Genomic DNA, 25,509 nt, shown 5'->3' on the forward strand with positions numbered 1-25,509 from the left:
AAGTTACGACCAACGCCGAAAAATCAGCGACGTATTAACCCCACCAAACGCAAAATTATTGTTCATCACGTACTGGTTGCTCATCTTTCGGAACTCGCCGCGCAGGTAATCGAGCTTGCCGCAGCGCGGGTCGACGTCGTCGAGGTTGAGGGTGTGGACGTACAGGTCGCGGTTCAGCATTTCGATGCTGAACCAGGATTCCAGCGCGCCGCAGGCTCCCAGGGTGTGACCGAGGAAGCTCTTCTGCGAGCTGATCGGCATGTGTTCACCGAACAACGCGCTGGTCGCCAGTGTTTCGGCAATGTCGCCCTGTTCAGTGGCCGTGCCGTGACCATTCACGTAGCCGATGTCCGAAGGCTTCAGCCCGGCATCTTCCAAGGCCAGCTCCATGGCTCGGCGCATGGTGGTTTGCTCCGGCCGGGTGGCGTGCTGGCCGTCGGCGTTACTACCGAAACCGACGAGTTCGGCGTGGATGTGCGCACCGCGAGCCAAGGCGTGTTCGAGTTCTTCGAGCACCAACATGCCGCCGCCTTCACCGATCACCAGGCCATCGCGGGCGCTGTCGTAGGGGCGGGGGGAAGTCTGCGGTGCATCGTTTTTCAGGCTGGTGGCGTAGAGCGCGTCGAAGACCATGGCTTCGGTCGGGCACAGTTCTTCGGCGCCGCCGGCGAGCATCAATGGCAGGCGGCCGAACTTGATCGACTCGTAGGCGTAACCGATGCCCTGACTGCCGCTGGTGCAAGCGCTGGAGGTCGGGATCAGCCGGCCGGTGAGGCCGAAGAAGATGCTGATATTCGCCGCTGTGGTGTGCGGCATCATGCGCACATAGGAGTTGGCGTTCAGGCCCTCGGCCACCGAGTTGAGCAGCATGTTGCCGAACGCCTTGATCTCATCGGTGCTGCCGGTGGATGAGCCACAGGAGACGCCCATGCGCCCGTCCTTGATCGATTCGTCACCCAACAGCCCGGCATCGGCCAACGCCCGTTCCGCCGCACCGACCGCCAGGCGCGAGACCCGGCCCATACTGCGCAATTGTTTGCGGGTCCAGTGGCTCGGCACTTTGAAATCATCGATCGGCCCCGCCAGGCGCGTGTTGAGTTCGGTGAAGCGATCCCACTCGTCCATGCGGCGGATGCCGCTGCGATTGGCGGCGAAGTTGCTGGCGATGGTGTCCCAATCGCTGCCCAGTGAGGTGATGCCGGCCATGCCGGTGACGACGACGCGCTTCATCAGCACAGGCCTCCGTTGACGGCCAGAACCTGCCGGGTGATGTACGACGCTTCCGCCGACATCAGGAAATTCACAGCGCTGGCCACCTCTTCAGGTGTGCCCATGCGTTGTGCGGGAATCATTTTCATCAGTTCTTCCACCGGCACGTTTTCATCGAGCATCGCGGTGTCGATCAAGCCGGGTGCGACACAGTTAACGGTAATTTTGCGCTTGCCCAATTCGATTGCCAACGCCTTCGCGGCACCGATCAAACCGGCCTTGGAGGCGCTGTAGTTGACCTGCCCACGGTTGCCGATCAACCCGGAAACCGAGGTGATGCAAACAATCCGTCCGGCCGCGCGGCGACGAATCATCGGCATCATCACCGGGTGCAGCACGTTGTAGAAACCGTCGAGATTAGTGCGCATCACCACATCCCAATCCTCCTCGCTCAGGGCTGGAAAAGCACCGTCGCGCGTCAGGCCGGCGTTCAGCACCACGCCGTAATAGGCGCCGTGGGTTTCCACGTCGGCTTCGAGAATGGCTTTGCAGCTGGCGCGGTCGGATACGTCAAATTGCAGGATGCGCGCTTTACGCCCCAACGCTTCGATGTCGGCCTTCACGGCTTCAGCGTCCGCAACGCCGTTGCGGCAGTGCAGCACGATGTCATGCCCGGCCTGGGCCAGACGCAAAGCGATGGCGCGGCCGATACCACGGCTGGAACCGGTGACCAGTACGGATTCAGTCATGGCTGGGTTCCTTTTGAAGAGCCGGTAGATTCATGAAGGTATTGAGCGGCCTGAGGCGGACGGAACACGTTCAGACGAGCGGTGGCGTGAATGCCGGGGGCGGTGATGTGGCATTCGAACACGCCCATGCCGTTGTCGTCTTCCAACGAGCGTATTCCATGGATGGTCAGCTCGGTGCCGGCGGGGAAGTGCTCGACGTTGCATTCGAATTTACGGGTGCCGAGCAAAAACCCCAGCGCCACCGCATCTCCACGCTGGCGGGCATGGCAGCCGGCGTAGGCGGCGACGCTCTGGGCCATCAATTCGATGCCGACCCAGGCCGGCAGGCTACCGTCCGGGCGGTTGAACAGGCCATCGGGTTTGACCGTGAGGCGGGTGAAAATCTGCTCGTCATCGAACGACAGGATCTGCTCGATAAAGATCATGTCGCCAGCGTGCGGCAGCAGTTCGGCGATCGGCCAGTCAATCATGGGGCGTCTCCGATAATCAGGCTGACGTTGTTGCCACCGAAGGCAAAGGAGTTGCTCATCAGATAGCGAGGTGCAATGGACGCCAGGCGATCGGTCGGGGTCACCCAATTCAGGGCGGGCAGTTCTGGGTCCGGTTGGCCGTCCCAGACGTGGGGCGGCAGGGCGTGCTCGCGGTTGCCTGCACTCAGGCTCAACCAGCAGAACGCTGCTTCCAGAGCGCCGGCCGCGCCGAGGGTGTGGCCGGTCATGGGTTTGGTCGACGAACACGGCACACCCGCCGGGAACAACGTCGCCACCGCCAGGCTTTCCATGGCGTCGTTGTGTTGGGTGGCGGTACCGTGCAGGTTCAGGTAATCGATCTGCTGCGGTTGCAATTTTGCTTGGCTCAAGGCTTTACGCATTGCTTGCAGGGCGCCACGGCCGGTCGGTTCCGGCGCAGAAATGTGATGCGCATCGGAGCTGGCGCCACTGCCGAGCAGGGCAATCGGCTGGCTGTCGCCGACACGGTTGCTCATCAAAAAAAGCACCGCCGCTTCGCCAATGTTGATGCCGTTACGGTTCACCGAAAACGGGTTGCAACGTTGCCCGGACACCGCTTCCAGCGCCGAGAACCCATTGAGGGTCAGCTTGCACAGGCTGTCGACACCGCCGCACAGCATCGCGTCGCAAACGCCCAGGTCCAGCAGTCGCTGAGCACTCATCAGCGCCCGGGCGCTGGAAGTGCAGGCCGTGGAAATCACATAGGCCGGGCCGCTCAATTGCAGCCAGTCAGCGAGGAAGTTCGCCGGGGCGCCGAGTTCCTGTTGCTGATAGTCATAATCGGCCGGGAACTGATGCTCGCGGATGTAATGGGCCAGGCCGCGACTGGCTTCGTCGATGCCCGAAGTGCTGGTGCCCAGAACGATACCGATTCGGCTGCGACCGTAAGTCTGAATCGCTTGGTCGATGTCGTCGCGAATTTGCAACGCGGCTTCCAGCAGCAATTGATTATTACGGCTGCTTTGCTGCGCAAGCTCAGCCGGGATCGGTGCCAGTTCACCTCGGACCGCGGCCACGGGCAGCGACCGTTCCGCCACCCAGCCGGCCTCATTGCGCATGCCCGAGCAGTCACCGGCAAACAGGTTGCGGGCGACTTCGTGCTTGTCACGGCCCAGGGCGCAGATCACCCCGAGGGCGTTCAGGTAGGCCGTCATGGCGCGTCCCCACTGAGCGGCGTGACTCGATATTTCGGGCCTTTGGGCAGGTTCAATTCAAAACTCATGGGTTGTGAATAACGGACTTCCCAGTGCGCGGGCAAGGACCGTTGCGCGCCATGCTGCCAAGCGGCGGGATAGTTGCCCGACAGTTCATCTTTGGGGGTCAGCGCAAACAGCAGCGCGGCGAACAGCTCTCGTGCTTCCGGATTGGGTGGCAGCAGGCCGTCAGCCTGCCACTCGCCGTCGACCAGTTTCTGGCGTGCCTGTGGAATGCCCAGCAAGTCCATCATCGACCAGCGAATCCCTAAGCCTTCACGCTGGATCACCAGCACCCAGTCCTGCCGTTGATCAGCCACCAGGCGCTGGATGTGCAATTGCAGCGGCAACGACAGGTTCGGGGTTTGCTCGGGCAGCGGCGCCCGGCTGGCGCAGGCGCTCAGCAACAGGACTGCGCCGAGGAGCAAAAATCTCAGGATGCCCGCTATCCCTGTGGGAGCGAGCTTGTCTCCGGGCGGCGATCCGACGATGAGGGCACTACATTCAACAGTTATGTTGGCTGACCCACCGCTATCGCGAGCAAGCTCGCTCCCACAGGGGCCGCAGTTTGAGCCACTGACAATGAACATCAAACACACCCTTCAAGGGGTTTGCGCGCAACCACATTGACCAGGGTTTCTTCCCGTTGGCCAACGGGTTTTGGCTGGCGCAGACCAAAGCGTTCAAGCAGGCCGAAATCCTTGGCGCGACTCCACCACAAGTACGGATAAGACACGTTTTTCGGGCCGAATTCGAAACCCTGCTGGCGAATCATTTCCAGATACCCGGCGGCGCTCTTCTGCACGTGCATCGGATGGCGAAACAACCAGCGGATCACCCAGGTATCAATGTAAGCCTCGGTGGATTCGGCGAACAGCAGATAGCCACCGGGCTTGAGCACGCGGTAGAACTCGGCCAGTGCCTGTTCCTGCTGCACCAGGTGATGGAAGGTCTGGTGACAGAACAGCAGATCAACGCTGGCGTCCGGGACGTTGATGCTCGCGCAGTCGCTGCCGATCAACTCCACCTCCATGCCCTGACGGACGGCTTCTTCGTCGGCCAGGTTCAGGCTGTGAGGGTCGGCATCCAGACCGATCAGGCGCTGGGGCGCAAAGGTCTGGCGCAAGTACTGGAACGACTTGCCCTGACCGCAACCGGCATCCAGCAGCACCGGGTTGTTCGGCAATGGGTCGCTGAACAGGCTGCGCAAATCGTTGATGGCCACTCGCAGTACATGATGCTGCCAGGTGTGGCTGCGCAGGAACCAGACACCGAAACGGGTTTCTTCGACGTAGGTGTCGCTCAAGTAGCTCATGTGTCATCCCTTGAACAGAGCTCCGACAACATCCGCAGCCGGCGCTTGGGTTCGGTAACGAACGGATTGCGCTCGTCCCAGGCATACCCGGCCAGAATCGAACTGATCATGCGGCGAATATCCGCAGAGCCGCCCACGTGATAGATCACATCCTGGAACGTCCCGGCGTACCAGCCTTCGACGTAGCAACGGAACGTGTCGACGCCGCGCTTGAGCGGGAGGGCGAACTCAGTCTGCCAATCGACACGTTCGCCTTGCAGTTGGCGATGCAGAACCCCGGCGGCCATGCTCGCCGAGCGCATGGCGATGGTCACGCCGGAGGAGAACACCGGGTCGAGAAACTCCGCCGCGTTGCCGAGCAGTGCAAAGCCTGGCCCGTGGAGGGTTTTGACGTTGGCCGAGTAGCCGCCGATGGTTCGAGCAGGCGTATCCCACACGGCGTTGTTCAGCACACCGGCGAGGCTTGGGGTTTCAGCGATAAACCCGCGCAGGCACTCGTCCAGGTTTTCCATGCGGCCTTCGAAGTGTGCAGCTGCCGCGACCACGCCCACCGAGCAACGACCGTTGCTGAACGGGATGGTCCAGAACCAGATATCGCGGTGGATCGGATGGGTGGTGATAAGGATTTTTTCCCGCTCGAAGGCCGGGTTGTCGATGTGGTCTTCGACATGGGTAAAGACGGCCTGGCGCACCGGGAAATCCGACGGAGCTTCAAGGTCGAGCAAGCGCGGCAGCACGCGGCCGTAGCCGCTGGCATCAAGCACGAAATCGGCTTCGACGCGGTACTGACTGCCGTCTTCGCGAAGCACATCGAGCTGCGGTTTGGGCAGGGTGAAATCGACGCTGACGATGGCTTCGCCGTAGCGAACGTCCACGCCTTGCAGCGCGGCCTGATCGGCCAGCAGTTTGTCGAAATCGGCGCGCTGGACCTGGAAGGTGGTTGGCTTGCCGTTGCTGAAGGTGTCACCGAAATCAAAGGCGCTGTACTGCTCGCCCCAGGCGAATGCCGCACCGTTTTTCAACTGGAATCCAGCGGCGTTCACGGCCTCGAGCATGCCGGCTTCTTCGACGAAATCCAGGCAGTGGGACAGTAGGCTTTCACCGATGGAAAACCTTGGGAAATGCTGGCGTTCGATCATCAACACGTCGTGACCTTTGCGCTTGAGCAGCGCAGCGGCGATGGCGCCCGATGGGCCGGCACCGATCACCACGACCTGGCGATGTTCCATTTCAACTGTTGGCACGGGGGCTCCTTGCCGGGACGGCGATGATCAAAGGGGTTCGGTGCATGCCGGCGAGTGCCGGCAGCAGTGTCGCGATCAGGCCCATCACCATCAGCGCGAAGTACAGCGCCGGGCTGATGAGGTGTTGTTGCAGCAGCAGGTTGAGAAAGACGATCTCGCTCAAGCCACGAATATTCAGCAAGACACTTTCGCGCCAGCGACTGGCGCCTTCAAACGAGGCGTCGGCCCAGCCGAGGCCCAGCCAGTTGCCCAGCAGTTTACTGGCAATCGGGAACAGCAGCAGTGCGCTCAGTTGCACCCAGCTGAGACTGGCCATGGCCGCGTGTACGTTGATTTGCACGATGCCGAACGTGAGGATCAGCGGGATCGCGATGTACGTCTGCAAGTGACTCATCCAGATCACCGGCAACGGCAGCACCAACGGCACTTTGAGCATTGCCATCCACAGCAGGTAACCGATGCCGAAAATCAGCGCGTTGAGCTTGAAGTGTTCCGCCACGACCAACAGTGCGAAGAAGCCCCCGCTGTGCAGCAACGGCTGGCGCAATCGGAACAGGCGCAGCAGCAACGGCAAGCAGGCGCCGGCCAGTGGCAGCAGGAGGCTGCTCAAGTGCAGGCTGCCTTGGGCAATGGCGAACAGGGTCCAGCAGGTGAGGTCGATGAGGATCGCGGTTTGCACCAGTCGCCGAGTGGCGGCGGGCGGGTAGTTGATGTGCCGCAGGTACAAATACAACACCGGAATCGCGGTGATGGCGAACAGCAAGCCGACCGCCAGGGAACTGATCCACGGTTGCGGTGGCAACAGCCACACCGCGGTTGCTAGCCCGCAGGCAAACGGAATGGAGAAACTCGGCAGGGCGATTTTCAGGCTCTGACGGTCGAGCCGCAGGTCGATCACGTCACTGAGAATGTGCCCCAGCAACAAGGCAAAACTCAGGCTGTAAAGGTTTTTCAGCCAGACCGGCGCGACCAGCGCAGCGCCGCTCAACTGCCACTGGGGTTCGATCCAGAAGTACATGAGCAGCGGCAGGCCGAAGGTGGCCAGCAGCAACTGGCTGACGATCGGGATCACGCCGAAGTGACGACCGACACGAGTGGCCACGGCGAACAGGGCCAGGGCCATTGCCCAAAACAAGGCGATCATCATGCAGCAGACTCCGTGATCGGGGTGGCGTGAACCTGGCGTCCGGCCCAAGGCGCAAGCATGAAGCTGAAGGCCAGGCCCAGGCTAACGGACAGGCCGAAGTTGCTCACCGCCGGTGTGCTGGACACCGCCAGTAGACCGAACGACAGCCAGGTGGTCAGCGCCGCCAGCAAGGTGCCCAGCAAGCTCACGGCAGCGCCGCCGACCTGTTCGCGCATGAGGATCGCGTAATCGACGCTGATGGCCGTCACCAGCAGCAGACCGAACAGGCTGAACAGCGTCAGCGGTTGCCCCAGCCAGCCGAGACTGGCCAGGCTGCACAGCGCGGCCAGCAGCGGCAGGGCGACGATTCGCAGCGCACCACCGAAGCCGAACGGCAGGATCAGCACCAGCACGATCAGCACACAGGAAGCGAGTTTCAGCTCTGCGGCACTGACCTGAGTGGCGGCGAATACGTTGTTCAACTCACCGAGGCGATCCACCAGTTCTACGCCCGGCAAATCCAGCGCCTGGACTCGCAACAGGGCAGGGTTGTTCAGACCTTGCAGACTGACCATCGCCGCTACGCCGTCATCGGTCGGCCCCAGCCACAGCGCGCGATAGGGTTCCGCCAGCGGGCCGACCAGCGCCGCGTCGATGTCTTCGGTGGGCAGTGCCTGTAACTTCGTGAGCTCTGCTTGCAGCGCCTCGGCCGGCACGCCGACATCGAGCAGCGGCTGCCAAAACTGCGGCAATTTGTTCAACGCTTCGCGCACTTGCCGCTGTTCGCTCGGTTGGCTGACCAGTTGATTGAGCGACAGATAACCCTGGAGTTTTTCCAGGTTGACCAACTGATCCAGTCGCTCGCTCAACGCGGTGTGGCGTTCCAGCAGTTCTTGCTGATTGGCCGCGCGCACCAGGAAGAACTGGCTGGTGGGTTGATAGCCCGTGATGCGCGCAATGGTTTGTGCTTCGTCAGTCAGTTGTTGCGGGGCACCGACCCATTGGCGAATGTCGTTTTTGGTGTCGAGCTGCAACAGACCGCCCACACAAAAGGCAATCAGCAGCGCCAGCAACACCGGCGTACTGGCGAGTCTGAGCAACGCTTCGCGGCGCCCCAGCAAATACTCGCAAACCCGCATTGGCCATTGCGCCGGTCGCAGGTCGACGCCTTTGAGCAGTGCCGGCAGCAGGCACACCGCGGACAAATAAGCGCCGAGCAGACCGGCGGCCGAGAACACGGCAATTTGGGTCAGCGCCGGGAACGGTGTCCAGGCCAGAGCCAGGTAACCGATGCAACTGGTGATCAAGCTCAGCGTCAGGCCCGGCAACGTCAGGCGCAGGGCCGGCCAACTGTGCCAGGGTTTCAGGCTCCAGCTCTTGGACAGGTAATGCAGCGGGTAATCGACTGCCACGCCGATCAGACTCGAACCGAGCACCAGGGTCATCACGTGCATATGGCCGAACAGCGCCACACAGGCCACCGCGCCGAAGAGCATGCCTACCAGCACCGGGACGAAGGCCAGCAACACGCGCCAGCGCCGGAAGGCCAACAGCAACAGCAATAGAATGCCCACCGTGGCGCCGCCACCGACCCAGGTCATTTCTCGCGTCGCTTGCTGTTGACCGGCTGCACCGTAGAGCAGGCCGCTGGCGGCAATCAGCTGCACGTCGGCTTGGGCGGCCACTTCGCGGCTGTGCTGGAGCAGGTCGGCCACTTGTAGCGGCAAGTTCATGTCGAAGGCGTTGCCCGTGGTTCGCGAGCGCAGCAACACCCAACTTTTGCCGTCGGCATCGGCGACCAGCGCACCGCTGCCGATGTCCAGTTGCACGGCGCCGTGTTGCGGCTGGCTGTTCTGGATGCGCCCGGTCAGGCCCAGCCAGTCATCCTGGCTCGGCACCAGACTGAAACCGGTGAAGGGATCGAACAGCGCTTGCACCCTTTGCTGGATAAACGCGTCGGGATGCTCGATCAGTTGCTGCCGGTCGGCCACTGACAACATCGCCAGTCGACCATTGAGCAATTGCGTGCGTAGCGCCGGGAGGTCGGCTTGCAGGTTCCATTGGACCTTTTCGAAAAAGCCGCTGGCCTGCCATTGCTCACCCAGTTTCTGGGCCATGGCGACGGCTTGCTGGCGATCCGTATGGCCCACCAACACCAGCATTTCGCGGTTCAGCGGTTCTTGCATGCGTTGTTCGGCGCGCAGTTCCAGCGCGTCGGGCGCCGTGCCCGGCACCAGCTCCATCAGGTTGGCCGACAGCGGGGCGCCGTCACGCCATTGCCAACCGGCAAGCGCAAGCACCGCCAGCAGCAGGATCAGAAACAGCCATGGAAGCCTCCGTTCACTGCGCAAAGTCATGTTGCTCCGCATCGCTCAACGGTTGGATGCTGGTGCTGTCTTGCAGGCGTAAAAGCGTGCTGTCGCCCTGGGTTTCGAGCAGCTCGATGCTGTGCACCAGTTCGCCGCCGACAATGTTGATCTGAGTGAACACCTGCTTGAGCAGCATTGAGCGCGGGGTCAGCGTCAGCTTCCAGTTCTGCGCATCGCCGCTCAGCGCAAGCTCGAAATCCCGTTGCAGCCCGCTGCTGTCACCTTGCAGTACGGCGAGGAACAAGCGGTTCTGCTCGGCGCCGGCACTCTTGCTCGGGAGCATTTGCCAACCGGTGGCGTCACGCCGGGCAATGCCTTTGTCGCTGATGCGGTAATCCTGTTGCAGCGGGGTTTTCAGCAGCCAGAGCAAACCGTGGTTTTTAGCCAGGACGAAGGTGCCCTTGCTGGTCAACGGCTGGGGCAGGGCTCGCAGGTGTTTTTCCTGGATGAAGTTGCCGTGGATTACATCAGGTTTGGCCAATTGATCGCTGAGTTGTTGCAGATCGAAGGCATGAGCGATCGATGACAACCCAAGCAGTGCCAACGCGCCGAGGCATTTGAAGAACGGGGTCATGCGAGCATCCTTTCCACAGCGTCGGTGAACACCTTGGGTGAGGCCAACAGCATTTCGCGGCTGCTCATGTCGACGGCAACCTGCACGGAACTGGCGCGGGTCAAGCGCTCGCCGGTTTCCAGATCGCTGATCAGGTAGCTGATCTTCAGACGGTTCTCCCACTCCACCAAGTTGGCGCGTACGTTCAACTTCTGACCGAACACCGCGCCGCGCACATAACGCAATTGCAGATCGATCACCGGCCACGCGTAACCGGACTCAACCATGGCGTCGTAGTTGTGGCCGATCTTGTCCAGCAGCGCGCAGCGAGCGACTTCCAGGTATTTGACGTAATGGCCATGCCAGACGACGTTCATGGTGTCGACGTCAAAGAACGGCACGAGGATTTCCGTATTGGTGTGGAGCACGCCCTTGCTACGCATGCAGCCTCCAGTGTTGCTCGGCAATACGCTTCAGGCACAGGCGCAATTCGCCTTCCAGCGCACGGTCTTCGATGACCGGCGGGAAGTCTTTCGCCAGCTCGAAGTGCATGGCGGCCAAGGCTGGCGGCAGCGGGCGCGCATCCTCGGCCTTGCTGCGCAGCCAGACGCCTTGATTGGCGGCCAGCAGGGTGGCGGCGGCGACCTGCTCGGTCAGCTCCAGCACGCGAATCGCATCGCGAGCGGCGATGGTGCCCATGCTCACTTTGTCCTGGTTGTGGCACTCGGTGGAGCGCGAGAAGACACTGGCCGGCATGGTGTTTTTCAGCGCTTCGGCGGTCCAGGCACTGGTGCCGATCTGCACGGCTTTGAAGCCGTGGTTGAGCATCGCGCGATCCGCGGTTGCACCGGACAGGTTGCTCGGCAAGCCGTGGTTGTAACGCTCGTCTACCAGCAACGCGAGTTGACGGTCGAGCAGGTCGGCGACGTTGGCCACCAGGTTCTTCAGGCTGTCCATGGCGAACGCAATGTGGCCGCCATAGAAGTGCCCGCCGTGCAGCACGCGTTCGGCTTCGGCGTCGATGATCGGGTTGTCGTTGGCACTGTTGAGTTCGATCTCGATGAACGAGCGCAGCCAGTTCAGGCTGTCGGCCAGCACGCCGAGGACGTGGGGCGCGCAACGCAGGGAATAGCGGTCTTGCAGGCGATGCAGCGGCGCGGTCGGCGCGTCGATCGCCAGATCCTTGCGCAGCCACGCGGCGACTTGCATTTGCCCCGGATGCGGCTTGGTGGCGAACAGGCGCTCGTCGAAGTGCTCGGGGTTGCCTTGCAGCGCGACCACGTTTAACGCGGTGATGCGGGTGGCCAATTGCAGCAGGTAGTCGGCGCGGGCGTAGGCCAGGCAGGCGAGGCCGGTCATGACGGCGGTGCCATTCATCAAGGCCAGGGCTTCTTTCGGGCGCAGTACCAGCGGCTCCCAACCCAGTTCGCGGTGCACGTCGGCGGCGAGCCAGCGTTCACCCCGGAACATCACTTCGCGCTCGCCGGACAACGTCGCGGCGACATAGGACAGTGGCGTCAGATCACCACTGGCGCCCACCGAGCCTTCTTCCGGAATCAGCGGCAGAATGTCGTGTTCGAGGAAGGCTTGCAGGCGTTCCAGCAGCTCCACGCGCACCCCGGACACGCCGTGGCACAGCGACTGTAAACGCGCCGCCAGTACCGCGCGAGTGGCCTGCGCATCGAGCAGTTTGCCCAGGCCGCAGCCGTGGAACGTGTACAGATGACGGGGCAACGCCTCGACGTGATGCAGCGGCACCGCGACCACGCAGGAATCGCCGTAACCGGTGGTCACGCCATAGATCACGCCTTCCTTGTCCAGCAGGGAGTCGAGGAATCGCGCACCCTTGGCGATACGCTCGCGGTACGCAGGGTCGCCTTGCAACTGCGTCGGCACCTGACGATTGGCCAGGGCCAGCACGTCTTCGATGCGCAAAGGGAGTTCGCCGAAGGTTACCGGCTCAAGCGTTGGCGTCGTCATCGGTCTTCCAGAAAGGGTAAAAATTGAACCATTGTTGAGGCGCTTCAAGGCAATAGTGACCCAAGCGTTCGGCATAGCGGGAGGCCCACTGATGAATGACCTGCTCGCGGTCGCTGCGTTTCCACACCACGGCCTCGGCGAACGGTTCGAGGGTCAGTCGATAGTCGCCCATCGGTTTCTTCAGGCACAGCATCAGGTTGATCGGGCATTTCAGCAGGCCGGCCAGCAACCATGGCCCCTGAGGGAACGCGGCTTGATGGCCGAGGAAATCCACGGTCACGCTACGCCCGCCATGCAGCGGCACGCGGTCGCCGGCAATCGCCAGCCACTCGCCGCGCTCCAGGCGCTCATGGAGTTGCAGCATGATCAGCGGGTCCAGCTCGCTGACCTGGATCAGGCGCAGATTGGTCGCGCCGGCTTCGCCCAGCAAACGGTTGAATTGCTCGGCGTGCTTGGTGTGCACCAGCACGTTCATCGTGACTTTTTCGCCGATCTCGGCCAACGCACGGCAGACCTCGAGATTGCCCAAGTGCGCGCCCACCAGCATCTGCCCGCGGGTGCCGCGCAGTTGATTGCGCAGCAATGCCGGGTCGATGATTTCAATCTGCTCGATGCTCAGCTTGCCGTTCCACACGTCGAGCTTGTCGAGCATGGAATCGGCGAAGGCCATGAACTGGCCGAACACCCGCCAATGAGTCGGGCGCAATTCGTTGCGACCACTCCAGTCGGCGAGCCGTTGCTGGTATTGCCAGGCGCTGCGGCGAGCACTGCGACCGAACAGGAAAAAGTACAAAACGATGCCGTACAGCAGCGGACTCAGCAACCGACGGCCCAGCACCTTTGCACCGAACGCCGTGAGCTTCATCAGCCAGAAACTGCCGCGCTCCTGGCGGTCGGCCCAATGCTGTTTGTCCGCGTTGCTGCTCATGCTCGCCACCGTCGCCAGAGAATCAACGGCGCCCGTAGCAACATGCCGAAGAACAGCCGGGTGTGCATGCTCGTAATCAGCACATTGTCGTGGAACAGGCGGAAATGCGAGACGCCGTCCAGCGGGTAATGGACTTTGGTTTGCAGCCATTGCATGGGGAGATTGCGCCACGCCAGTCGCACGAGAATGTCCGAGTCGAAGTCCATGCGCTTGCCGATCTTCGCCGAATCGATCAGCGCCAGGGTCGGTGGCAACGGATAGACGCGGAAGCCGCACATGGAATCGCGAATCTGCAACGACAGGGTGTTGATCCAGACCATTACGTGAGTCAGGTAGCGGGCGTACAAGCGACCTTTCGGCACGCTGGCGTCGTATTGCGGATAGCCGCAGATCACCGCTTCGGGATGGGCGCGTGATTGTTCGATGAAGGTCTGGACGTCTTGCAGATCATGCTGACCGTCGGCGTCCACCTGCAAGGCATGGCTGAAGCCCAGGCGCGAGGCTTCGCGCATGCCGGTCATGACGGCGGCGCCCTTGCCTTGATTGGTGGCGAGACGGATCAGGAACACCTTGTCGCGCTGGGCCAGTTGATTGAGCACCTTTGCACAGGCCGGGCTGCTGGCATCGTCCACGAGAATGCATGGCAGGCGGCTTGCCAGCAGCGCATCAACCACGGTGGTGATGGCGGTTTCGTGGTTGTAGACCGGGACCACGGCGCAGGGGTTATGCATCGGTTGCTGCCTCCAGCAAGATCCGCCCACTGGAGCAGGTCGCGGTCTCGTTGCGATAGGCGAAATACAACTTGCTGCGCGTCGGATCGAAGCGCAAGTGCAGCTGGACTTCATCGCCGGGGCGCACCAGTTGCTGGAATTTCAGCACTTCCATGCCGGCGAATTTTGCCGGCAAGTCCATCAATTGCTGGCCCAGCGTTAACGCCCATTCCACTTGCACCACACCGGGCAATACCGGCGTCTGGGGGAAGTGGCCGCTGAAGTAGGCGAGGTCGGGGGGGACCGCCAGTCGCAGGCTCCACTCACCATTGACTTCGATCTGCTCCAGCACCTCCGGCGCCTTTGGGCGCGGCGCCAGCAGCAGGGCTTCAACGGTGGCCTGGGGCAGTTTGCCCTGAGCGTTCAGCGGCAGATGCCGCAACAGGCGCCAACGGCGTGGCAAGGCCAAGGCTTCGCAATGCTGGCTCAGATGTTGACGCAGTTCTTGCGTGAGGGTACGTCGACCCTGATTGCGCAAGGCATGCAGGCCTGACTCGGTCAGCACCAGCAGCGCACCCAACGAAGCGCGGTTTTCCTGAACCACGCCAAGACGCGCTTCGGCGACCCAATCGTGGGCCATCAGGGCCTGTTCCAGCATCGGTAGCGAAATACGTTTTTCTTCCAGTTTGACGATCCGGTCCAGCCGTCCGAGCAGTTCGAATGGACCATCAGCGGCGATGCGCGCGGCATCGGCGGTGTGTTCGATATGGTCCGGCGGCAAGTACGGTGATGCGATAACCAACGCTCCGTCGCTGTCCAGGCTCAATTCGACATCAGCAAAGGGCTGCCAGAGATCGTGGCCCTGACGCCAGGCGATGCCGCCGGTTTCCGAGCTGCCGAGGATTTCCGTCGGCCATTGCTGCAGGCGTTGCTGAAGACGTTGCGCGGCCTCGGCCGGCAATGCACCGCCGGAGGAAAATACTCGGCGAACCGCGCTTAAAGCGGGCCAGTCGAGGTTGTCGCCCATGCGCTTGAGCAGCGCCGGGCTGGCGACCCAGGCAAACGCCGGGTGTTCGCGGCTGGCGCGCTGCAGGTCTTCAGGGAATGCCAGCTGCTTGCGCACGAACGAGCGCCCGGCGCACAACGGCCACAGCACTCGAAACAACAACCCGTAAATATGCTGAGTGGCGACGCTGCCAATGATGCAAGCCTGGGCCAGATCGGCACCCCAAAGTTGCTCCAGCGCTTCGACCTCATTGGCCAATTGACGCAGGGTTTTGTCGATGCGCTTGGGTTCGCCACTGGAGCCAGACGTGCACAGGCTCAGCGAACAGCGATCCAGATCCAGTGCGGCGGCCATCAACGGCGCATGCCGGTAATCGCTCAGGTGCGCGTCATCGGCCTGATCGGTCAGCCACAGATCGACTTCGGTCGACCAGCGCTGTCGAGTCTGGGCTTGCAGGTCCGCGGGCAGCAGCACGCTGACCCCGGCACGCCAGGCACCCAGCAGGGCAATCGCCAGGTCGGCGGCGTCCTCAAGGTGCACGGCAATGCGCTGCACGCCTTGGGCTTGCAGGCCTGCGGCGAGGCTCAATGCCTGTACGCACAGTTGCGCGTGATTCAGCGTCGGTTCGGCCGTCACGGCACGTTCCGGTTGCGCCTTGAGCAACAGGTGCTCAAGTTTTATCCAATTCATGGGTGGCCTCGTACCCGTTGTCGTATAAGCCATTCAATGGCAAACAGCAGGCCCATCAATCCGTAGGAAATCAGACCGGTGTACAACATCCACCAACTTAGCGGCGCCCAGAGGGTCAGGGCGGCGGCGAGCAAACCGTTACAGAGGAAAAACACACTCCAGACGATCGTCACCTGGCGCGTATAAACAATCGCCTTGGCCGGCAGTTGCGGTTCACGCAGACGCGCCAGACGTTCGATCATCGGTGGGCCGTATTTCAGGCTCAGTCCAAACACCCCGAGCATGAAAGCGCTGATCAGCACCGGGTACCAGCGCAGCAACAGCGGGCTGTCGAACAGCGCCAGCAACAGGCAAAAAGCAATCGCGGTGATCGCCATCCACACGCTGCCAGGACGGCGCGCGCCGAGCAGTGCTCGGGCCAGCCACAGACTGCCCAGCAGCAGACCGAACTGCCATGGGGCGAAATGCTCCATGCCGAAATACACCGCGAAGGGGTACAGCAGACCCGCCAACAGCAGGCCAAGGCCGATCAATCGACTCATGCGGCTGGCTGAACCAGACGGTAGACCGCCTCGACCACGTCGCTGACCGTGCGCACCGTCTTGAATTCTTCGGCGGCGATTTTTTTGCCGGTCTGGCGTTTGATGTGATCGATCAGGTCGACCGCGTCAATGCTGTCAATTTCCAGGTCCTGATACAGGTTGGATTCGAGGCTCACGCGCTCGGGGTCCAGCTCGAAGAGCTCGACCAGAGCATCGCGCAGGGTGTTGAAGATGTCGTCACGAGTTTGCATGGTCCGGTCTCAAGCTGCCTGTTTTGCAGTGACGAACGCCGCAAGGCTCGCCACGTTGCTGAAATGATTGCGAGTGTCTTTGGCGTTGGCGTCGGCGTCGATTTTGATGCCGTACTTTTTCTGGATCGCTAGGCCGAGTTCCAGGGCGTCTACCGAATCCAGGCCCAGGCCTTCGCCGAACAGCGTCTGGTCATCGCCGATGTCGTCGGCGCTGATGTCTTCAAGGCCCAGGGCGTCGATGATCAGCAGTTTTATTTCCTGCGTTAGGCTAACAGTGTGCAGATCGCTCATCTTCGGCGAGCTCCTTAATAAAGTAAGTGTGCAAATAGTCATTGAGCTTGCGCGAGGCCTGTGGAGCAGGGCCCAGCGCGGCGAAGGCTTGTGGGTCTATATCGGCCCCGACACGGAAACTGAAGTGCACGCGACGTTTGGGGATCCGATACCAGGGTTCGGCCTTGGTCAATGTGGTCGGACTGACCTTGATGATCACCGGGGTGAGAATTTTCGCACCGCGCAGCGCGATCGCCGCCGCACCCCGATGGAAGGCCGGCGGCTGACCCGGTTGGGTGCGCGTGCCTTCGGGAAAGATGATCAGGGTCTGGCCGCTTTTAAGCGCATCGGCAGCGGCATCGAGCATGTCCATGCTGCCGTCGTTGCTGATGTATTCGGTGGAGCCTAGCGGGCCGCGGGTAAAAGGGTTCTCCCAGAGGCTCTTCTTGACCACGCAGTTGGCGTGGCGCACCAGGCCGATCAGGAACACCACATCGATCAGCGACGGGTGGTTGGCGATGATCATTTGCCCGGGTCGACCGAGTTTTTCGGCGCCCTGGATGTCGTAAGTCAGCACGCCGGTGCGAGCCATGAATCGCACAAAAAACCAGAACAGGCGAGCGACGGTCTGCCGCGCTCGCCGCCGGTGTGTCGGGGCATCGCCGTGCAGGCAGTTCAGCAGCGGGAAAACCACCAGGCGCAGGCACAGCCCGCCCAACCCGAACAGGGTGAAGCTTGCGGCAGTCGCCAGCAGGCGCCAGTAATAGGCGTCGCGGTTTTTATCGATTACAGGTTGCGTTGCCAGGTCCATACACGATTTTTCCAGGCATGTTGGCAGGTTGTCTGCTGACCGAGCAGGGTACGCAATAGGTTCAGGGCATGGGGCCAGTGGGCTTTGGACAACTCATCCGAGGCGCTGTTCAGGGACAGCTGCCAGTCGTTGCCGGGGGTGATCAGCAGACCGACCGCATAAGGGAACGGCACGTCGTCGATCCAGGTCGAGTAGGCTTCGGGCGGTTGCTCTTCGGTGACGATTAGCAATACCGCAGGTGCGCCTTCGCCAAGCAAAGCCGCGGCCTCTAGCATGCCGTGTTCAAGGCCATCGCCGGCTGCAGCGAGGGCAGTCATTTCGCTGGTTTCACCCCGCATGATCGACCACAGGCCGATGATCGCGTTGTGCACGGACAGGCTGAATTGAGTCGGCGACAGCGGCTGATCTGCAGCCAGATCGCTGAGAATATCGAAGGTGCGCGGGGTTTCGCCGTGGCGAGAAATAAAGACCAACGGTAGGTCCTGGCGACCATCGGCCAAAGGCCAGCCGACACTGAACGCCATCCGCGCCAGACGACTGAGTCGACGGCGCTGCATGGCCGGCAGAAACGAGACGTCGGGGGCGGCATCGCTGCTCGCAAGCACGACCGGTTGTCGGCTCCAGGCCTGCCAATCGTCCACGCTTTCGAGCCCAGGGGCCCACGCGCGCCAATGGGCGATGTTGAAGTTGATCACAGACATACATCCCGCCCCTGCGGGCTTCCTTGACGCGGTGAGTCGCAAAAAACGCGAACTACCATACGTGGCGCTTGGCGCCGAGTGGCGCGCATTATCCCGTTGCGGCGGGCGTGTAGCAAATGATGGTTACATTTTGCTCAATGAAATGTACCGCTTAGTTCGTGCATGGCTGTCGTATGGCCATTATCCACATTGCGCCCGGCCTGTCTGTCGGCTCTGTCAGCATGCGATGCACTTGTTCACGGTTTTTTCCGCGGAAGATCACTCCTGACTGTGTAGTCCCGATGCCGGCGAGGTAGCTAAGCAGCGCCGTGGACTACTACACTCGGTCATTCTTTGATACACGGAGGTTTTGACATGCGGCGCGTGGTGTTCAATCAGAAAGGTGGCGTAGGCAAATCCAGTATTGCCTGCAATCTGGCGGCGGTCAGCGCCAGCGAGGGCTATCGCACCCTATTGGTGGATCTCGATGCTCAGGCCAACTCCACTCAGTACCTGACGGGGCTCACCGGTGATGATATTCCGATGGGCATTGCCGACTTTTTCAAACAAACCCTGTCTTCCGGACCGTTCTCGAAGAAAAACCAGGTTGATATCTACGAAACCCCGTTCGACAACCTCCACGTCATCACCGCGACCGCCGAACTGGCTTGACTTGCAGCCCAAGCTTGAGGCCAAACACAAGATCAACAAGCTGCGCAAATTGCTTGAGGAGCTAGGGGAAGATTACGACCGCATCTACCTGGATACCCCGCCTGCGCTAAATTTCTACGCTGTATCGGCCTTGATTGCCGCTGATCGTGTGCTGATTCCCTTCGATTGCGACAGCTTCTCGCGTCAGGCGCTGTACGGTTTGTTGGCAGAGATCGAAGAATTGAAGGAGGACCACAACGAAGGGCTGGAAGTCGAAGGGATTGTCGTTAACCAGTTCCAGGCTCGCGCCAGCCTGCCCCAGCAAATCCTCGACGAACTGATCGCCGAAGGCCTGCCGGTGTTGCCGGTGTACCTGGGCAGTTCGGTGCGCATGCGTGAATCCCACCAGGCCAACACGCCGCTGATCCACCTCGATCCGCGTCATAAGCTGACGCAGCAATTCGTCGATCTGCATAACCTGCTGGAAAACACCTGACTGCTCGTCAGATCCCTTGGCTACGCAACCAGCTCATCAACTGCGGCAACGGGAAGGCCCCGCTCTGGCGTGCGACTTCCCTGCCGTCCTTGAACAGAATCAGACTCGGGATCGAACGGATCCCTAGCTGCGCCGAGAGTTGCTGGTTCGCCTCGCTGTCCAGCTTGGCCAGTCGACACTTGCCCGCCAATTGCACCGCCGCCTGCTCAAACACTGGCGCAAACGACTTGCACGGCCCACACCAATCCGCCCAAACGTCCACCAGCAACGGCAGATCGCCTTTGATCTGGCTGGCGTAATCGCTTTGCTTTAATTCGAAGGGTCTGTTCAGCAGGACCTCGGCCTTGCAGCGGCCGCATTTTGGGTGGTCGTTGAGGCGCGAGGCGGGGATGCGGTTGAGGCCGTTGCAGTGGGGGCAGGGGATGAGGAGTGGGTCAGTCATGCGGATGGTCCTGTTAAAGAAGCCGATAACTCCTATTTGGAGACGTTTGCTCATATTTTCAATCGTGCAGCGTCTGGCGATAAAACTAGGCTGAGTCGTACTGAGCGAGACCGTTGGTCTGCGCACTGATATCGCAACTTGCGATATTTTTGGTCTGTGATTAACTATCCATAGCAGAATGCGATAAGGATGTTGCATGCATGTCATTTCCGAAAAACGAATACGTGAAGCCAAGACCAAATGGCCAAATACAGCCACCGCATTGGATTATTGGTATCAATTGGCCAAAGGAAGTAAGCCATCGGATTTTGCGGCGATGAGAGCCATCTTTCCTGCTGTCGACAAGGTGGGTGAGCATCACGTTTTCGATATCGGTGGCAATAAATTGCGGCTGATCGCTTTTGTCAGGTATCGATCGCAAAAGCTTTATATCAAGCATGTGCTGGATCACCGCGAATATGATCGCGGAAAATGGAAGGAGGAAAGAGCATGAGTGTTCTGATCAAAAGAGCTGCCGAGCATTGGGAGTTTGTCTCGCCTGTGCTGCGCAAACCAAACAATGAAGACGACTATGACATGTTGGCGCGGGCGTTGGACGAGTTGCTCGAGATGACCGGTGATGACGAGTCCCATCCGCTGATGAGTCTTGTGGATATCATCGGTGACTGGATCGAAGAATGGGATCACAAGCATCACCCAATGCCGAAACCCAGCGGTGTCGACGTCCTCGGCTACTTGATGCGCGAGCACGGTCTGAGCCAAAGCGACTTGCCCGGTGTCGGCGCCCAGTCTGTTGTCTCCGAGATTCTGAGCGGCAAGCGTCAGCTCAACCTGCGGCAGATCCGCTGGTTGGCCGAGCGCTTCGGTGTGTCAGTGGAGACCTTTATCTGACCAGCCTCACGACGAACAACTGATCTCCAGATGCTTGCCCCACTCCGGCGGTCGCTCAGCGTAACTCTCCATCCCCGGCTGCTCCTCGAACGGATTGCTCAGCACTGCGTGCAGCCGACGCACCTCTGAATAGTCGCCACTCTGCGCCGCATCGATGGCTTTCTGCGCCAGGTAGTTACGCAGGATGTACAGCGGATTGACGGCGTGCATCCGTTTGCGGCGTTGTGCCTGATCAACCTCGCCGTCACGAGCAACTCGGGCGATGTACAGCTCACCCCAGGCATCGAAGCCCTTGATGTCGACGAAGTCATCGCGCAAACGGGCGACGGCCAGTTCAGGTGATTCTTCACCCAAGCGGCGGAAGAACAGGCTGTAGTCGACGCCGCTGTTCTGCATCAATTGCAGCAGCTGTTCCAGCAGTGTCTGGTCATCGTTTTCGGCTGTGGTGAAGCCGAGGCGGCGGCGCATCAGGTCCAGGTAATGGGCCTGGTACAGCGGCAAATACAGGCCGAGGGTTTCGCGCAGGGCTTCGACGCTGATGAACGGCGTCAGGGCCTGGGCCAGGGCGCTGAGGTTCCACTGGCCGATCGGCACCTGGTTGCTGTAGGAGTAACGACCCTGGTCATCGGAGTGGTTGCAGATGAAGTTAGCGTCGAAATCATCGAGGAAGGCGAACGGGCCGTAGTCGAAGGTAATGCCCAGGATCGACATGTTGTCGGTGTTCATCACGCCGTGGCAGAACCCATAGGCCTGCCATTTGGCGATCAGCTCAGCGTTGCGCTCAACGATTTCACGGAACATCGCCAGATACGGTTCCGGCTGTTCCAGGCATTCCGGGAAATGCAGGGTCAGCACGTGCTCGCCGAGCTCTTTCTGCTTCTCGGGCCGTTTGGTGTAGTAGAAATATTCGAAATGCCCGAAACGCACATGGCTCGGCGCCATGCGCAGGACCATGGCTGCGCGCTCCTGCTTCTCGCGCCACACCGGCGTGTCGGAGCCGATTACGCACAGCGCGCGGGTGGTCGGTATGTTCAGGGCATTCAGCGCTTCGGAGGCGAGAAACTCGCGGATCGAGGATCGCAGGACCGCTCGCCCATCACCCATGCGCGAAAAAGGCGTCTGGCCGGCACCCTTGAGGTGCAGGTCCCAATGCTCGCCGGCCTCGTTGTAAACCTCGCCCAGCAACAGACCGCGACCATCGCCCAGCTGTGGGTTGTAGGAACCGAACTGATGACCTGAATAGACCATCGCCCTCGGGACCGCGTCGGCCCAGAGCTTATGGCCGCTGAACAGTTCGGCGAACTCCGGGGTTTCGGCCACGGCAGGGTCGAGGTCGAGCAGCGCCATGGCGGCGGGGCTGGCTACCACCAGACGTGGGTTGTCGATGGGTTCGGGCAGCACGTGGGCGGAAAACGTATCGCCCAGGCGGGCGAAACGATTATCGAAGGTCAGTTCGTCGAGGGCTTTCAAGGGCCATCTCCAGCAGAATGTCCGAGCATTCTGCTAGGGATAAGCCACTTAGTCGAGCTTGGCCAGTGGTGGCTCTTGCGGCGATTTGCCATCAACCAGCGGCACGATGGTTTTGACTTCCGGCTCGATGGGCACCATTTTGTATTCCTGGCCGTGAAGGTTCTTGAGGTAAACCTCCATCTGCCGGAACGAGATGTTGATGTGCTGCTTCTTGAACTCGCGGTTGATGAAGCGGTTGACCTCATCGAGCACCGGGTTACGGTCGCCGAGGTCGCGCACATGCATGCGCAGTTCGTGGTCGAGGGTGCTTTCGCCAAAGTTCAGGAAGTAAACGAGCGGCTCGGGTTCCTTGAGCACTCGAGGGTTCTCCCGTGCGGCTTTCAACAGCAGTTCTTTCACCAGGTCCAGGTCCGAGCCGTAATCGACGCCGAGTTTGAGGGTCACTCGGGTGATGGTGTCGGTCAGGGACCAGTTGATCAGTTGCCCGGTGATGAACGTCTTGTTCGGGACAATGATGTCCTTGCGGTCGAAGTCGGTGATGGTCGTGGCGCGGATGCGGATCTTGCTCACCGTGCCCGACAGGTTGCCGATGGTAATAGTGTCGCCGATCCGCACCGGGCGTTCGAACAGGATCATGATCCCGGAGATGAAGTTCGCGAAGATTTCCTGCATCCCGAAACCGAGACCTACTGATAGCGCCGCCACCAGCCATTGCAACTTGTCCCAGCTCACGCCGAGCGTCGACAGGGTCGAGACGAAACCGACACCAGCGATCACGTAAGACAGCAACGTGGTGGTGGCGTACGCACTGCCCTGAGCCAGGTTCAGTTTCGACAACACCAACACCTCCAGCAGCCCCGGCAAGTTGCGCGCGAGGGCGAAGGTGATGCCGATGATGATGACCGCGCCGAGCATGTCGCCAATGCTGATCGGCACCATGCTCATGTTGGCGCCGGTGCCGCTGGTGTATTCGTAGAGGGTGACGTTATCCAGGTACGAAAACACCGAGATCAGATCGGACCAGGCCCAGTACAACGCCGCTATGAAACCGCCAAGTAGTGCCAGACGGATCAGGCGCAGGGACTGCTCGTTGACCTTCTCGATGTCCAGTGTTGGCTCTTCGATCACTGCTTCACCGTCGCCGGCCTCTTTCGCGGCCTGGCGTTTGGCCAGGGCGCGCTGGTAGGCCAGACGGCGGGCCGCCACGCTGAGGCCGCGCACGAAGGTGGCTTCGATCACCAGCCAGAACATCAGCAGGTACAGCGTGTTGATCAACCGGTCACTGAGCTTCAGCGCGGTGTAGTAATAGCCGAAGCACACCGCCACGAATAACGCGACCGGCAGGACCGTGAACATGATCCCCACGGCCTTGCGGAACAGCGAAGCGTTCTGGTGAGTCGGGCTGCTGATCAGCAAGCGGCTTAGCAGCCAGGCCATCAACGCGTAGCAGGTCAGCACCACCGGCATGCCGAGCACATCATCGGCCAGCGCCGCCGGTTGCAGTTCAGCGACCGCCACTACCGCGACGAGGGCCATTACCACCAGCCCCAGCCGGCGGACCCAGCCTTGAAGGAATTCGACCTGGGGTTTTTGCCAGCGGAAATGCAGTTCGGCCACGCCGCCCGGCGCGAGGATCCGGTAAGCGGTGTAGAACACCAGCCAGGCTTGAGCCATTTGCAGCAGCGCCGCGCCCATGTTGGCGTTCTGTCCGCGGGCGTCGATTTGCAAGGCCAGGCCACACAAGGCCAGGCCCAGAGACACCGGCATCGCCAGTAAAATGTTGATCAGAATCGCCTGGGGTGTGTGCCACTGACTGTCGCGCTTGAAGTGGCCGATGTCCTGGTGAACCTTGTTCAGTCGGGCATAGAGGCTCTTGCGCCGCCACAACAGGGCGCCGATCAGTAGCGCCAACGGCAGGAACAGCAGTGGTCGCTGGGTCAGGCCGTCAGTCAATTCGCTCAGGCTCGAGGCCCAGGGCAGGGTGGTGACCTGACGCTCCAGGCGCTCCGGTATGCCGCGCATCCACTCCGGGTCCAGCGGTTTGTTGCTGGGGATCCAGAACATCTGCTCATCGAGGGTCGCCCGCAGGCTTTGGGCAGTGCTGAGTAATTGTTTCTGATTGAGTTGCAACGTGATGGATTCGTTGAGCACCGCGCTCAGTTCGCGGTTCAACCGCTCCAGCAGGTCGACGCGGGTCGTGGCCAGCTCCATCAGGCTCTTGCGCAACGCCGGGGTAACTTGCTCCGGCGGTTGGGTAGACAGCAGATTGTCGACGTAAGTGGCCGGGTTGCTGAGCAGTTCCCGTTGCTGGCTGACTTCGAATTGATAGAGGCGAATGTCGGCGATCTGGTCGGCCAGGTCGCGGTCGAGCTTGAGGAGTGGCAGGGCCTGTTTCTGTTTGTAGAGAATCTTGGAGAGCAACAGGCTGCCCTTGAGCACGTTGATTTGCTCTTCCAGCGCCGAATCGCTCTGGGTCACGTTGTCCAGCTGCTGCTTGGTCTGCAGGTTCTGCTGGGTGACTTCGTTGAGGCGGTCGGTACTTTTTAGCAGGTAGTCAGACAGCTTCAGGTTGGCCGCGCTTTCGGTGGCCAAAAGGCTGCTGCCACCGGCCTTCTGCGCTTCGATGGACTGCTGGGTCACCGTCTCCTGAGACTGAGCCAGGCGCTTCTGGTTGATCAGGGTTTGCAGCTCCTGGCTTTCCTGATCCAGACGATCGGATTTTTCCGATAACAAGTCATGCTGGCTGTTGCCCAGGTCTTGCAGTTGACTGTTGCCGGCCAGTTCTTGGCGGCGCAACGGGATCAAGGCATTCAGCGCCGCGAGCTCAGCGTTGAGCAGGTCGCGTTGCTCGGGGGTCACGGTCTTGCCGTTGTCCTTGCCCGACTTGAGGATGTTGTTGATCTGCTGGATGCGCGTCTGGCTGGTAGAAATTTCGGCCTGGGCGCGCTCGGGGCGGGTCTGGGCGGTAGTGACCAGACTGTTGGCGTCGGCCAAGGACTTCTGCAGATCGCTTTGCTGAGTGGAGCGCTCAGTGAGCATCTGCTCCAGTTGCTGAACAGGCTCTTTGGCATAGCGCTGCGGCACCGGCAGCACTTTGGTGGCTTTGAGCTTGGTCAGTTCTCGCTGGTTCTCGATGTTCTGTTTCGGGGCGCTGGCCAGTTGCCGTTTGAGATCGGCCAGCCTCTGCTCGTAGTCACGCTGGTTATTGAGTTGTGTCAGCGTGTTTTGCAGGATGGATTGCAGGGCTTTCTGATCGGCTTCCGGCAGTTTACGGTCGGCGATCTTGTCCAGGTTCGCCTGCACGGCTGCGCTGGACGGCGGTTCGGCCGCTTGCAATGTACCGACAGAAAGACTCAAGCCCAGTAGGGCCATGATGAAAAAGGTGCGCAGGGTTGACATAGAGACCGATCGAAAACGAGACGAA

At 61.0% G+C, this 25,509-nt stretch carries 25 protein-coding genes and 1 pseudogene; 3 read left to right on the plus strand and 23 right to left on the minus strand.

Features of this window, described 5'->3' with window-relative positions:
• Positions 1-3 precede the first annotated feature (3 nt).
• The 20 genes from ACYZTR_RS03020 to ACYZTR_RS03115 are packed head-to-tail and all read right to left on the minus strand — an operon-like array spanning position 4 to position 18,156.
• Positions 4-1,230 carry a beta-ketoacyl-ACP synthase gene (locus ACYZTR_RS03020; RefSeq protein WP_461976323.1) on the minus strand — a complete coding sequence of 409 codons (1,227 nt, stop codon included), beginning with the start codon at positions 1,228-1,230 and terminating at the stop codon, positions 4-6.
• On the minus strand, positions 1,230-1,958 hold the full coding sequence (fabG, locus tag ACYZTR_RS03025; RefSeq protein WP_461976325.1) for a 3-oxoacyl-ACP reductase FabG: 729 nt from the start codon (positions 1,956-1,958) through the stop codon (positions 1,230-1,232). The genes ACYZTR_RS03020 and fabG overlap by 1 nt, the downstream gene beginning before the upstream one ends.
• Positions 1,955-2,428, minus strand: a complete 474-nt coding sequence (locus tag ACYZTR_RS03030; protein ID WP_461976327.1) for an ApeP family dehydratase — start codon at positions 2,426-2,428, stop codon at positions 1,955-1,957. The genes fabG and ACYZTR_RS03030 overlap by 4 nt, the downstream gene beginning before the upstream one ends.
• Positions 2,425-3,621 carry a beta-ketoacyl-[acyl-carrier-protein] synthase family protein gene (locus tag ACYZTR_RS03035; RefSeq protein WP_461976329.1) on the minus strand — a complete coding sequence of 399 codons (1,197 nt, stop codon included), beginning with the start codon at positions 3,619-3,621 and terminating at the stop codon, positions 2,425-2,427. Before ACYZTR_RS03035 ends, ACYZTR_RS03030 begins: the two co-directional genes overlap by 4 nt.
• On the minus strand, positions 3,618-4,250 hold the full coding sequence (locus tag ACYZTR_RS03040) for a hypothetical protein (protein ID WP_461976331.1): 633 nt from the start codon (positions 4,248-4,250) through the stop codon (positions 3,618-3,620). Before ACYZTR_RS03040 ends, ACYZTR_RS03035 begins: the two co-directional genes overlap by 4 nt.
• Complete coding sequence (locus tag ACYZTR_RS03045; protein ID WP_461976332.1) at positions 4,250-4,975, minus strand: class I SAM-dependent methyltransferase; 726 nt, start codon at positions 4,973-4,975, stop codon at positions 4,250-4,252. Before ACYZTR_RS03045 ends, ACYZTR_RS03040 begins: the two co-directional genes overlap by 1 nt.
• Complete coding sequence (locus ACYZTR_RS03050) at positions 4,972-6,219, minus strand: NAD(P)/FAD-dependent oxidoreductase (protein WP_461976334.1); 1,248 nt, start codon at positions 6,217-6,219, stop codon at positions 4,972-4,974. The genes ACYZTR_RS03045 and ACYZTR_RS03050 overlap by 4 nt, the downstream gene beginning before the upstream one ends.
• Positions 6,206-7,366 (minus strand): cation:proton antiporter, encoded by a 1,161-nt coding sequence (locus ACYZTR_RS03055; protein ID WP_461976336.1) that lies wholly within the window; start codon positions 7,364-7,366, stop codon positions 6,206-6,208. The genes ACYZTR_RS03050 and ACYZTR_RS03055 overlap by 14 nt, the downstream gene beginning before the upstream one ends.
• Positions 7,363-9,702, minus strand: a complete 2,340-nt coding sequence (locus tag ACYZTR_RS03060) for an MMPL family transporter (RefSeq protein ID WP_461976338.1) — start codon at positions 9,700-9,702, stop codon at positions 7,363-7,365. The genes ACYZTR_RS03055 and ACYZTR_RS03060 overlap by 4 nt, the downstream gene beginning before the upstream one ends.
• Complete coding sequence (locus ACYZTR_RS03065) at positions 9,686-10,288, minus strand: outer membrane lipoprotein carrier protein LolA (protein WP_461976340.1); 603 nt, start codon at positions 10,286-10,288, stop codon at positions 9,686-9,688. Before ACYZTR_RS03065 ends, ACYZTR_RS03060 begins: the two co-directional genes overlap by 17 nt.
• Positions 10,285-10,710 (minus strand): acyl-CoA thioesterase, encoded by a 426-nt coding sequence (locus ACYZTR_RS03070; protein ID WP_461976342.1) that lies wholly within the window; start codon positions 10,708-10,710, stop codon positions 10,285-10,287. The genes ACYZTR_RS03065 and ACYZTR_RS03070 overlap by 4 nt, the downstream gene beginning before the upstream one ends.
• On the minus strand, positions 10,703-12,247 hold the full coding sequence (locus tag ACYZTR_RS03075; RefSeq protein ID WP_461976344.1) for an HAL/PAL/TAL family ammonia-lyase: 1,545 nt from the start codon (positions 12,245-12,247) through the stop codon (positions 10,703-10,705). The genes ACYZTR_RS03070 and ACYZTR_RS03075 overlap by 8 nt, the downstream gene beginning before the upstream one ends.
• Complete coding sequence (locus ACYZTR_RS03080) at positions 12,228-13,175, minus strand: LpxL/LpxP family acyltransferase (protein WP_461976346.1); 948 nt, start codon at positions 13,173-13,175, stop codon at positions 12,228-12,230. Before ACYZTR_RS03080 ends, ACYZTR_RS03075 begins: the two co-directional genes overlap by 20 nt.
• Complete coding sequence (locus tag ACYZTR_RS03085) at positions 13,172-13,906, minus strand: glycosyltransferase family 2 protein (protein WP_461976348.1); 735 nt, start codon at positions 13,904-13,906, stop codon at positions 13,172-13,174. The genes ACYZTR_RS03080 and ACYZTR_RS03085 overlap by 4 nt, the downstream gene beginning before the upstream one ends.
• A complete protein-coding gene (locus ACYZTR_RS03090) occupies positions 13,899-15,581 on the minus strand; it encodes an AMP-binding protein (RefSeq protein ID WP_461976349.1) in 1,683 nt (560 codons plus the stop codon). The genes ACYZTR_RS03085 and ACYZTR_RS03090 overlap by 8 nt, the downstream gene beginning before the upstream one ends.
• A complete protein-coding gene (locus ACYZTR_RS03095) occupies positions 15,578-16,123 on the minus strand; it encodes a COG4648 family protein (protein ID WP_461976351.1) in 546 nt (181 codons plus the stop codon). Before ACYZTR_RS03095 ends, ACYZTR_RS03090 begins: the two co-directional genes overlap by 4 nt.
• Positions 16,120-16,374: an acyl carrier protein gene (locus ACYZTR_RS03100; RefSeq protein WP_017336166.1), complete on the minus strand. Its 255-nt coding sequence runs from the start codon at positions 16,372-16,374 to the stop codon at positions 16,120-16,122. The genes ACYZTR_RS03095 and ACYZTR_RS03100 overlap by 4 nt, the downstream gene beginning before the upstream one ends.
• A 9-nt stretch (positions 16,375-16,383) precedes the next feature.
• The gene (locus ACYZTR_RS03105; RefSeq protein ID WP_461976353.1) at positions 16,384-16,665 is read right to left on the minus strand and encodes a phosphopantetheine-binding protein; all 282 of its coding nucleotides are present in this window, start codon (positions 16,663-16,665) and stop codon (positions 16,384-16,386) included.
• On the minus strand, positions 16,643-17,455 hold the full coding sequence (locus ACYZTR_RS03110; RefSeq protein ID WP_461976355.1) for a lysophospholipid acyltransferase family protein: 813 nt from the start codon (positions 17,453-17,455) through the stop codon (positions 16,643-16,645). The genes ACYZTR_RS03105 and ACYZTR_RS03110 overlap by 23 nt, the downstream gene beginning before the upstream one ends.
• Positions 17,431-18,156, minus strand: a complete 726-nt coding sequence (locus ACYZTR_RS03115) for a beta-ketoacyl synthase chain length factor (RefSeq protein WP_461976356.1) — start codon at positions 18,154-18,156, stop codon at positions 17,431-17,433. The genes ACYZTR_RS03110 and ACYZTR_RS03115 overlap by 25 nt, the downstream gene beginning before the upstream one ends.
• Before the next feature lie 354 nt (positions 18,157-18,510).
• Here ACYZTR_RS03115 and ACYZTR_RS03120 point away from each other — a divergent pair.
• Positions 18,511-19,282, plus strand: a pseudogene (locus ACYZTR_RS03120) (ParA family protein).
• 7 nt (positions 19,283-19,289) lie between these two features.
• Here the strand turns inward: ACYZTR_RS03120 and trxC are convergent.
• The gene (gene trxC, locus ACYZTR_RS03125; RefSeq protein WP_461976358.1) at positions 19,290-19,724 is read right to left on the minus strand and encodes a thioredoxin TrxC; all 435 of its coding nucleotides are present in this window, start codon (positions 19,722-19,724) and stop codon (positions 19,290-19,292) included.
• Positions 19,725-19,920: 196 nt separating this feature from the next.
• Here trxC and ACYZTR_RS03130 point away from each other — a divergent pair, with 196 nt between their 5' ends.
• Both ACYZTR_RS03130 and ACYZTR_RS03135 read left to right on the plus strand, forming a co-directional pair.
• Complete coding sequence (locus ACYZTR_RS03130; protein ID WP_282379825.1) at positions 19,921-20,217, plus strand: type II toxin-antitoxin system HigB family toxin; 297 nt, start codon at positions 19,921-19,923, stop codon at positions 20,215-20,217.
• Positions 20,214-20,615, plus strand: a complete 402-nt coding sequence (locus ACYZTR_RS03135) for a helix-turn-helix domain-containing protein (protein WP_347802502.1) — start codon at positions 20,214-20,216, stop codon at positions 20,613-20,615. Before ACYZTR_RS03130 ends, ACYZTR_RS03135 begins: the two co-directional genes overlap by 4 nt.
• A gap of 6 nt (positions 20,616-20,621) precedes the next feature.
• On the opposite strand, the gene selO is transcribed toward ACYZTR_RS03135, so the two are convergent.
• On the minus strand, positions 20,622-22,085 hold the full coding sequence (gene selO / locus ACYZTR_RS03140) for a protein adenylyltransferase SelO (RefSeq protein WP_461976360.1): 1,464 nt from the start codon (positions 22,083-22,085) through the stop codon (positions 20,622-20,624).
• A gap of 48 nt (positions 22,086-22,133) precedes the next feature.
• Entirely contained in the window at positions 22,134-25,484 is a 3,351-nt protein-coding gene (mscK, locus tag ACYZTR_RS03145; RefSeq protein WP_461976362.1) for a mechanosensitive channel MscK, read from the minus strand.
• Positions 25,485-25,509 lie beyond the last annotated feature (25 nt).

Source organism: Pseudomonas sp. Hz4, assembly GCF_054898165.1.

Excerpts from the sequence above, each read along its gene's own strand:
- ACYZTR_RS03105 (WP_461976353.1), bottom strand. The coding sequence starts at position 16,665 with ATGAGCGATCTGCACACTGTTAGCCTAACGCAGGAAATAAAACTGCTG.
- ACYZTR_RS03020 (WP_461976323.1), bottom strand. The coding sequence starts at position 1,230 with ATGAAGCGCGTCGTCGTCACCGGCATGGCCGGCATCACCTCACTGGGC.
- ACYZTR_RS03090 (WP_461976349.1), bottom strand. The coding sequence starts at position 15,581 with ATGAATTGGATAAAACTTGAGCACCTGTTGCTCAAGGCGCAACCGGAA.
- ACYZTR_RS03045 (WP_461976332.1), bottom strand. The coding sequence starts at position 4,975 with ATGAGCTACTTGAGCGACACCTACGTCGAAGAAACCCGTTTCGGTGTC.
- ACYZTR_RS03135 (WP_347802502.1), top strand. The coding sequence starts at position 20,214 with ATGAGTGTTCTGATCAAAAGAGCTGCCGAGCATTGGGAGTTTGTCTCG.
- fabG (WP_461976325.1), bottom strand. The coding sequence starts at position 1,958 with ATGACTGAATCCGTACTGGTCACCGGTTCCAGCCGTGGTATCGGCCGC.
- ACYZTR_RS03060 (WP_461976338.1), bottom strand. The coding sequence starts at position 9,702 with ATGACTTTGCGCAGTGAACGGAGGCTTCCATGGCTGTTTCTGATCCTG.
- ACYZTR_RS03075 (WP_461976344.1), bottom strand. The coding sequence starts at position 12,247 with ATGACGACGCCAACGCTTGAGCCGGTAACCTTCGGCGAACTCCCTTTG.
- ACYZTR_RS03055 (WP_461976336.1), bottom strand. The coding sequence starts at position 7,366 with ATGATGATCGCCTTGTTTTGGGCAATGGCCCTGGCCCTGTTCGCCGTG.
- ACYZTR_RS03030 (WP_461976327.1), bottom strand. The coding sequence starts at position 2,428 with ATGATTGACTGGCCGATCGCCGAACTGCTGCCGCACGCTGGCGACATG.
- ACYZTR_RS03100 (WP_017336166.1), bottom strand. The coding sequence starts at position 16,374 with ATGCAAACTCGTGACGACATCTTCAACACCCTGCGCGATGCTCTGGTC.
- ACYZTR_RS03085 (WP_461976348.1), bottom strand. The coding sequence starts at position 13,906 with ATGCATAACCCCTGCGCCGTGGTCCCGGTCTACAACCACGAAACCGCC.
- ACYZTR_RS03070 (WP_461976342.1), bottom strand. The coding sequence starts at position 10,710 with ATGCGTAGCAAGGGCGTGCTCCACACCAATACGGAAATCCTCGTGCCG.
- trxC (WP_461976358.1), bottom strand. The coding sequence starts at position 19,724 with ATGACTGACCCACTCCTCATCCCCTGCCCCCACTGCAACGGCCTCAAC.
- ACYZTR_RS03065 (WP_461976340.1), bottom strand. The coding sequence starts at position 10,288 with ATGACCCCGTTCTTCAAATGCCTCGGCGCGTTGGCACTGCTTGGGTTG.
- ACYZTR_RS03110 (WP_461976355.1), bottom strand. The coding sequence starts at position 17,455 with ATGGACCTGGCAACGCAACCTGTAATCGATAAAAACCGCGACGCCTAT.
- ACYZTR_RS03080 (WP_461976346.1), bottom strand. The coding sequence starts at position 13,175 with ATGAGCAGCAACGCGGACAAACAGCATTGGGCCGACCGCCAGGAGCGC.
- ACYZTR_RS03095 (WP_461976351.1), bottom strand. The coding sequence starts at position 16,123 with ATGAGTCGATTGATCGGCCTTGGCCTGCTGTTGGCGGGTCTGCTGTAC.
- ACYZTR_RS03130 (WP_282379825.1), top strand. The coding sequence starts at position 19,921 with ATGCATGTCATTTCCGAAAAACGAATACGTGAAGCCAAGACCAAATGG.
- ACYZTR_RS03040 (WP_461976331.1), bottom strand. The coding sequence starts at position 4,250 with ATGTTCATTGTCAGTGGCTCAAACTGCGGCCCCTGTGGGAGCGAGCTT.
- ACYZTR_RS03035 (WP_461976329.1), bottom strand. The coding sequence starts at position 3,621 with ATGACGGCCTACCTGAACGCCCTCGGGGTGATCTGCGCCCTGGGCCGT.
- mscK (WP_461976362.1), bottom strand. The coding sequence starts at position 25,484 with ATGTCAACCCTGCGCACCTTTTTCATCATGGCCCTACTGGGCTTGAGT.
- ACYZTR_RS03115 (WP_461976356.1), bottom strand. The coding sequence starts at position 18,156 with ATGTCTGTGATCAACTTCAACATCGCCCATTGGCGCGCGTGGGCCCCT.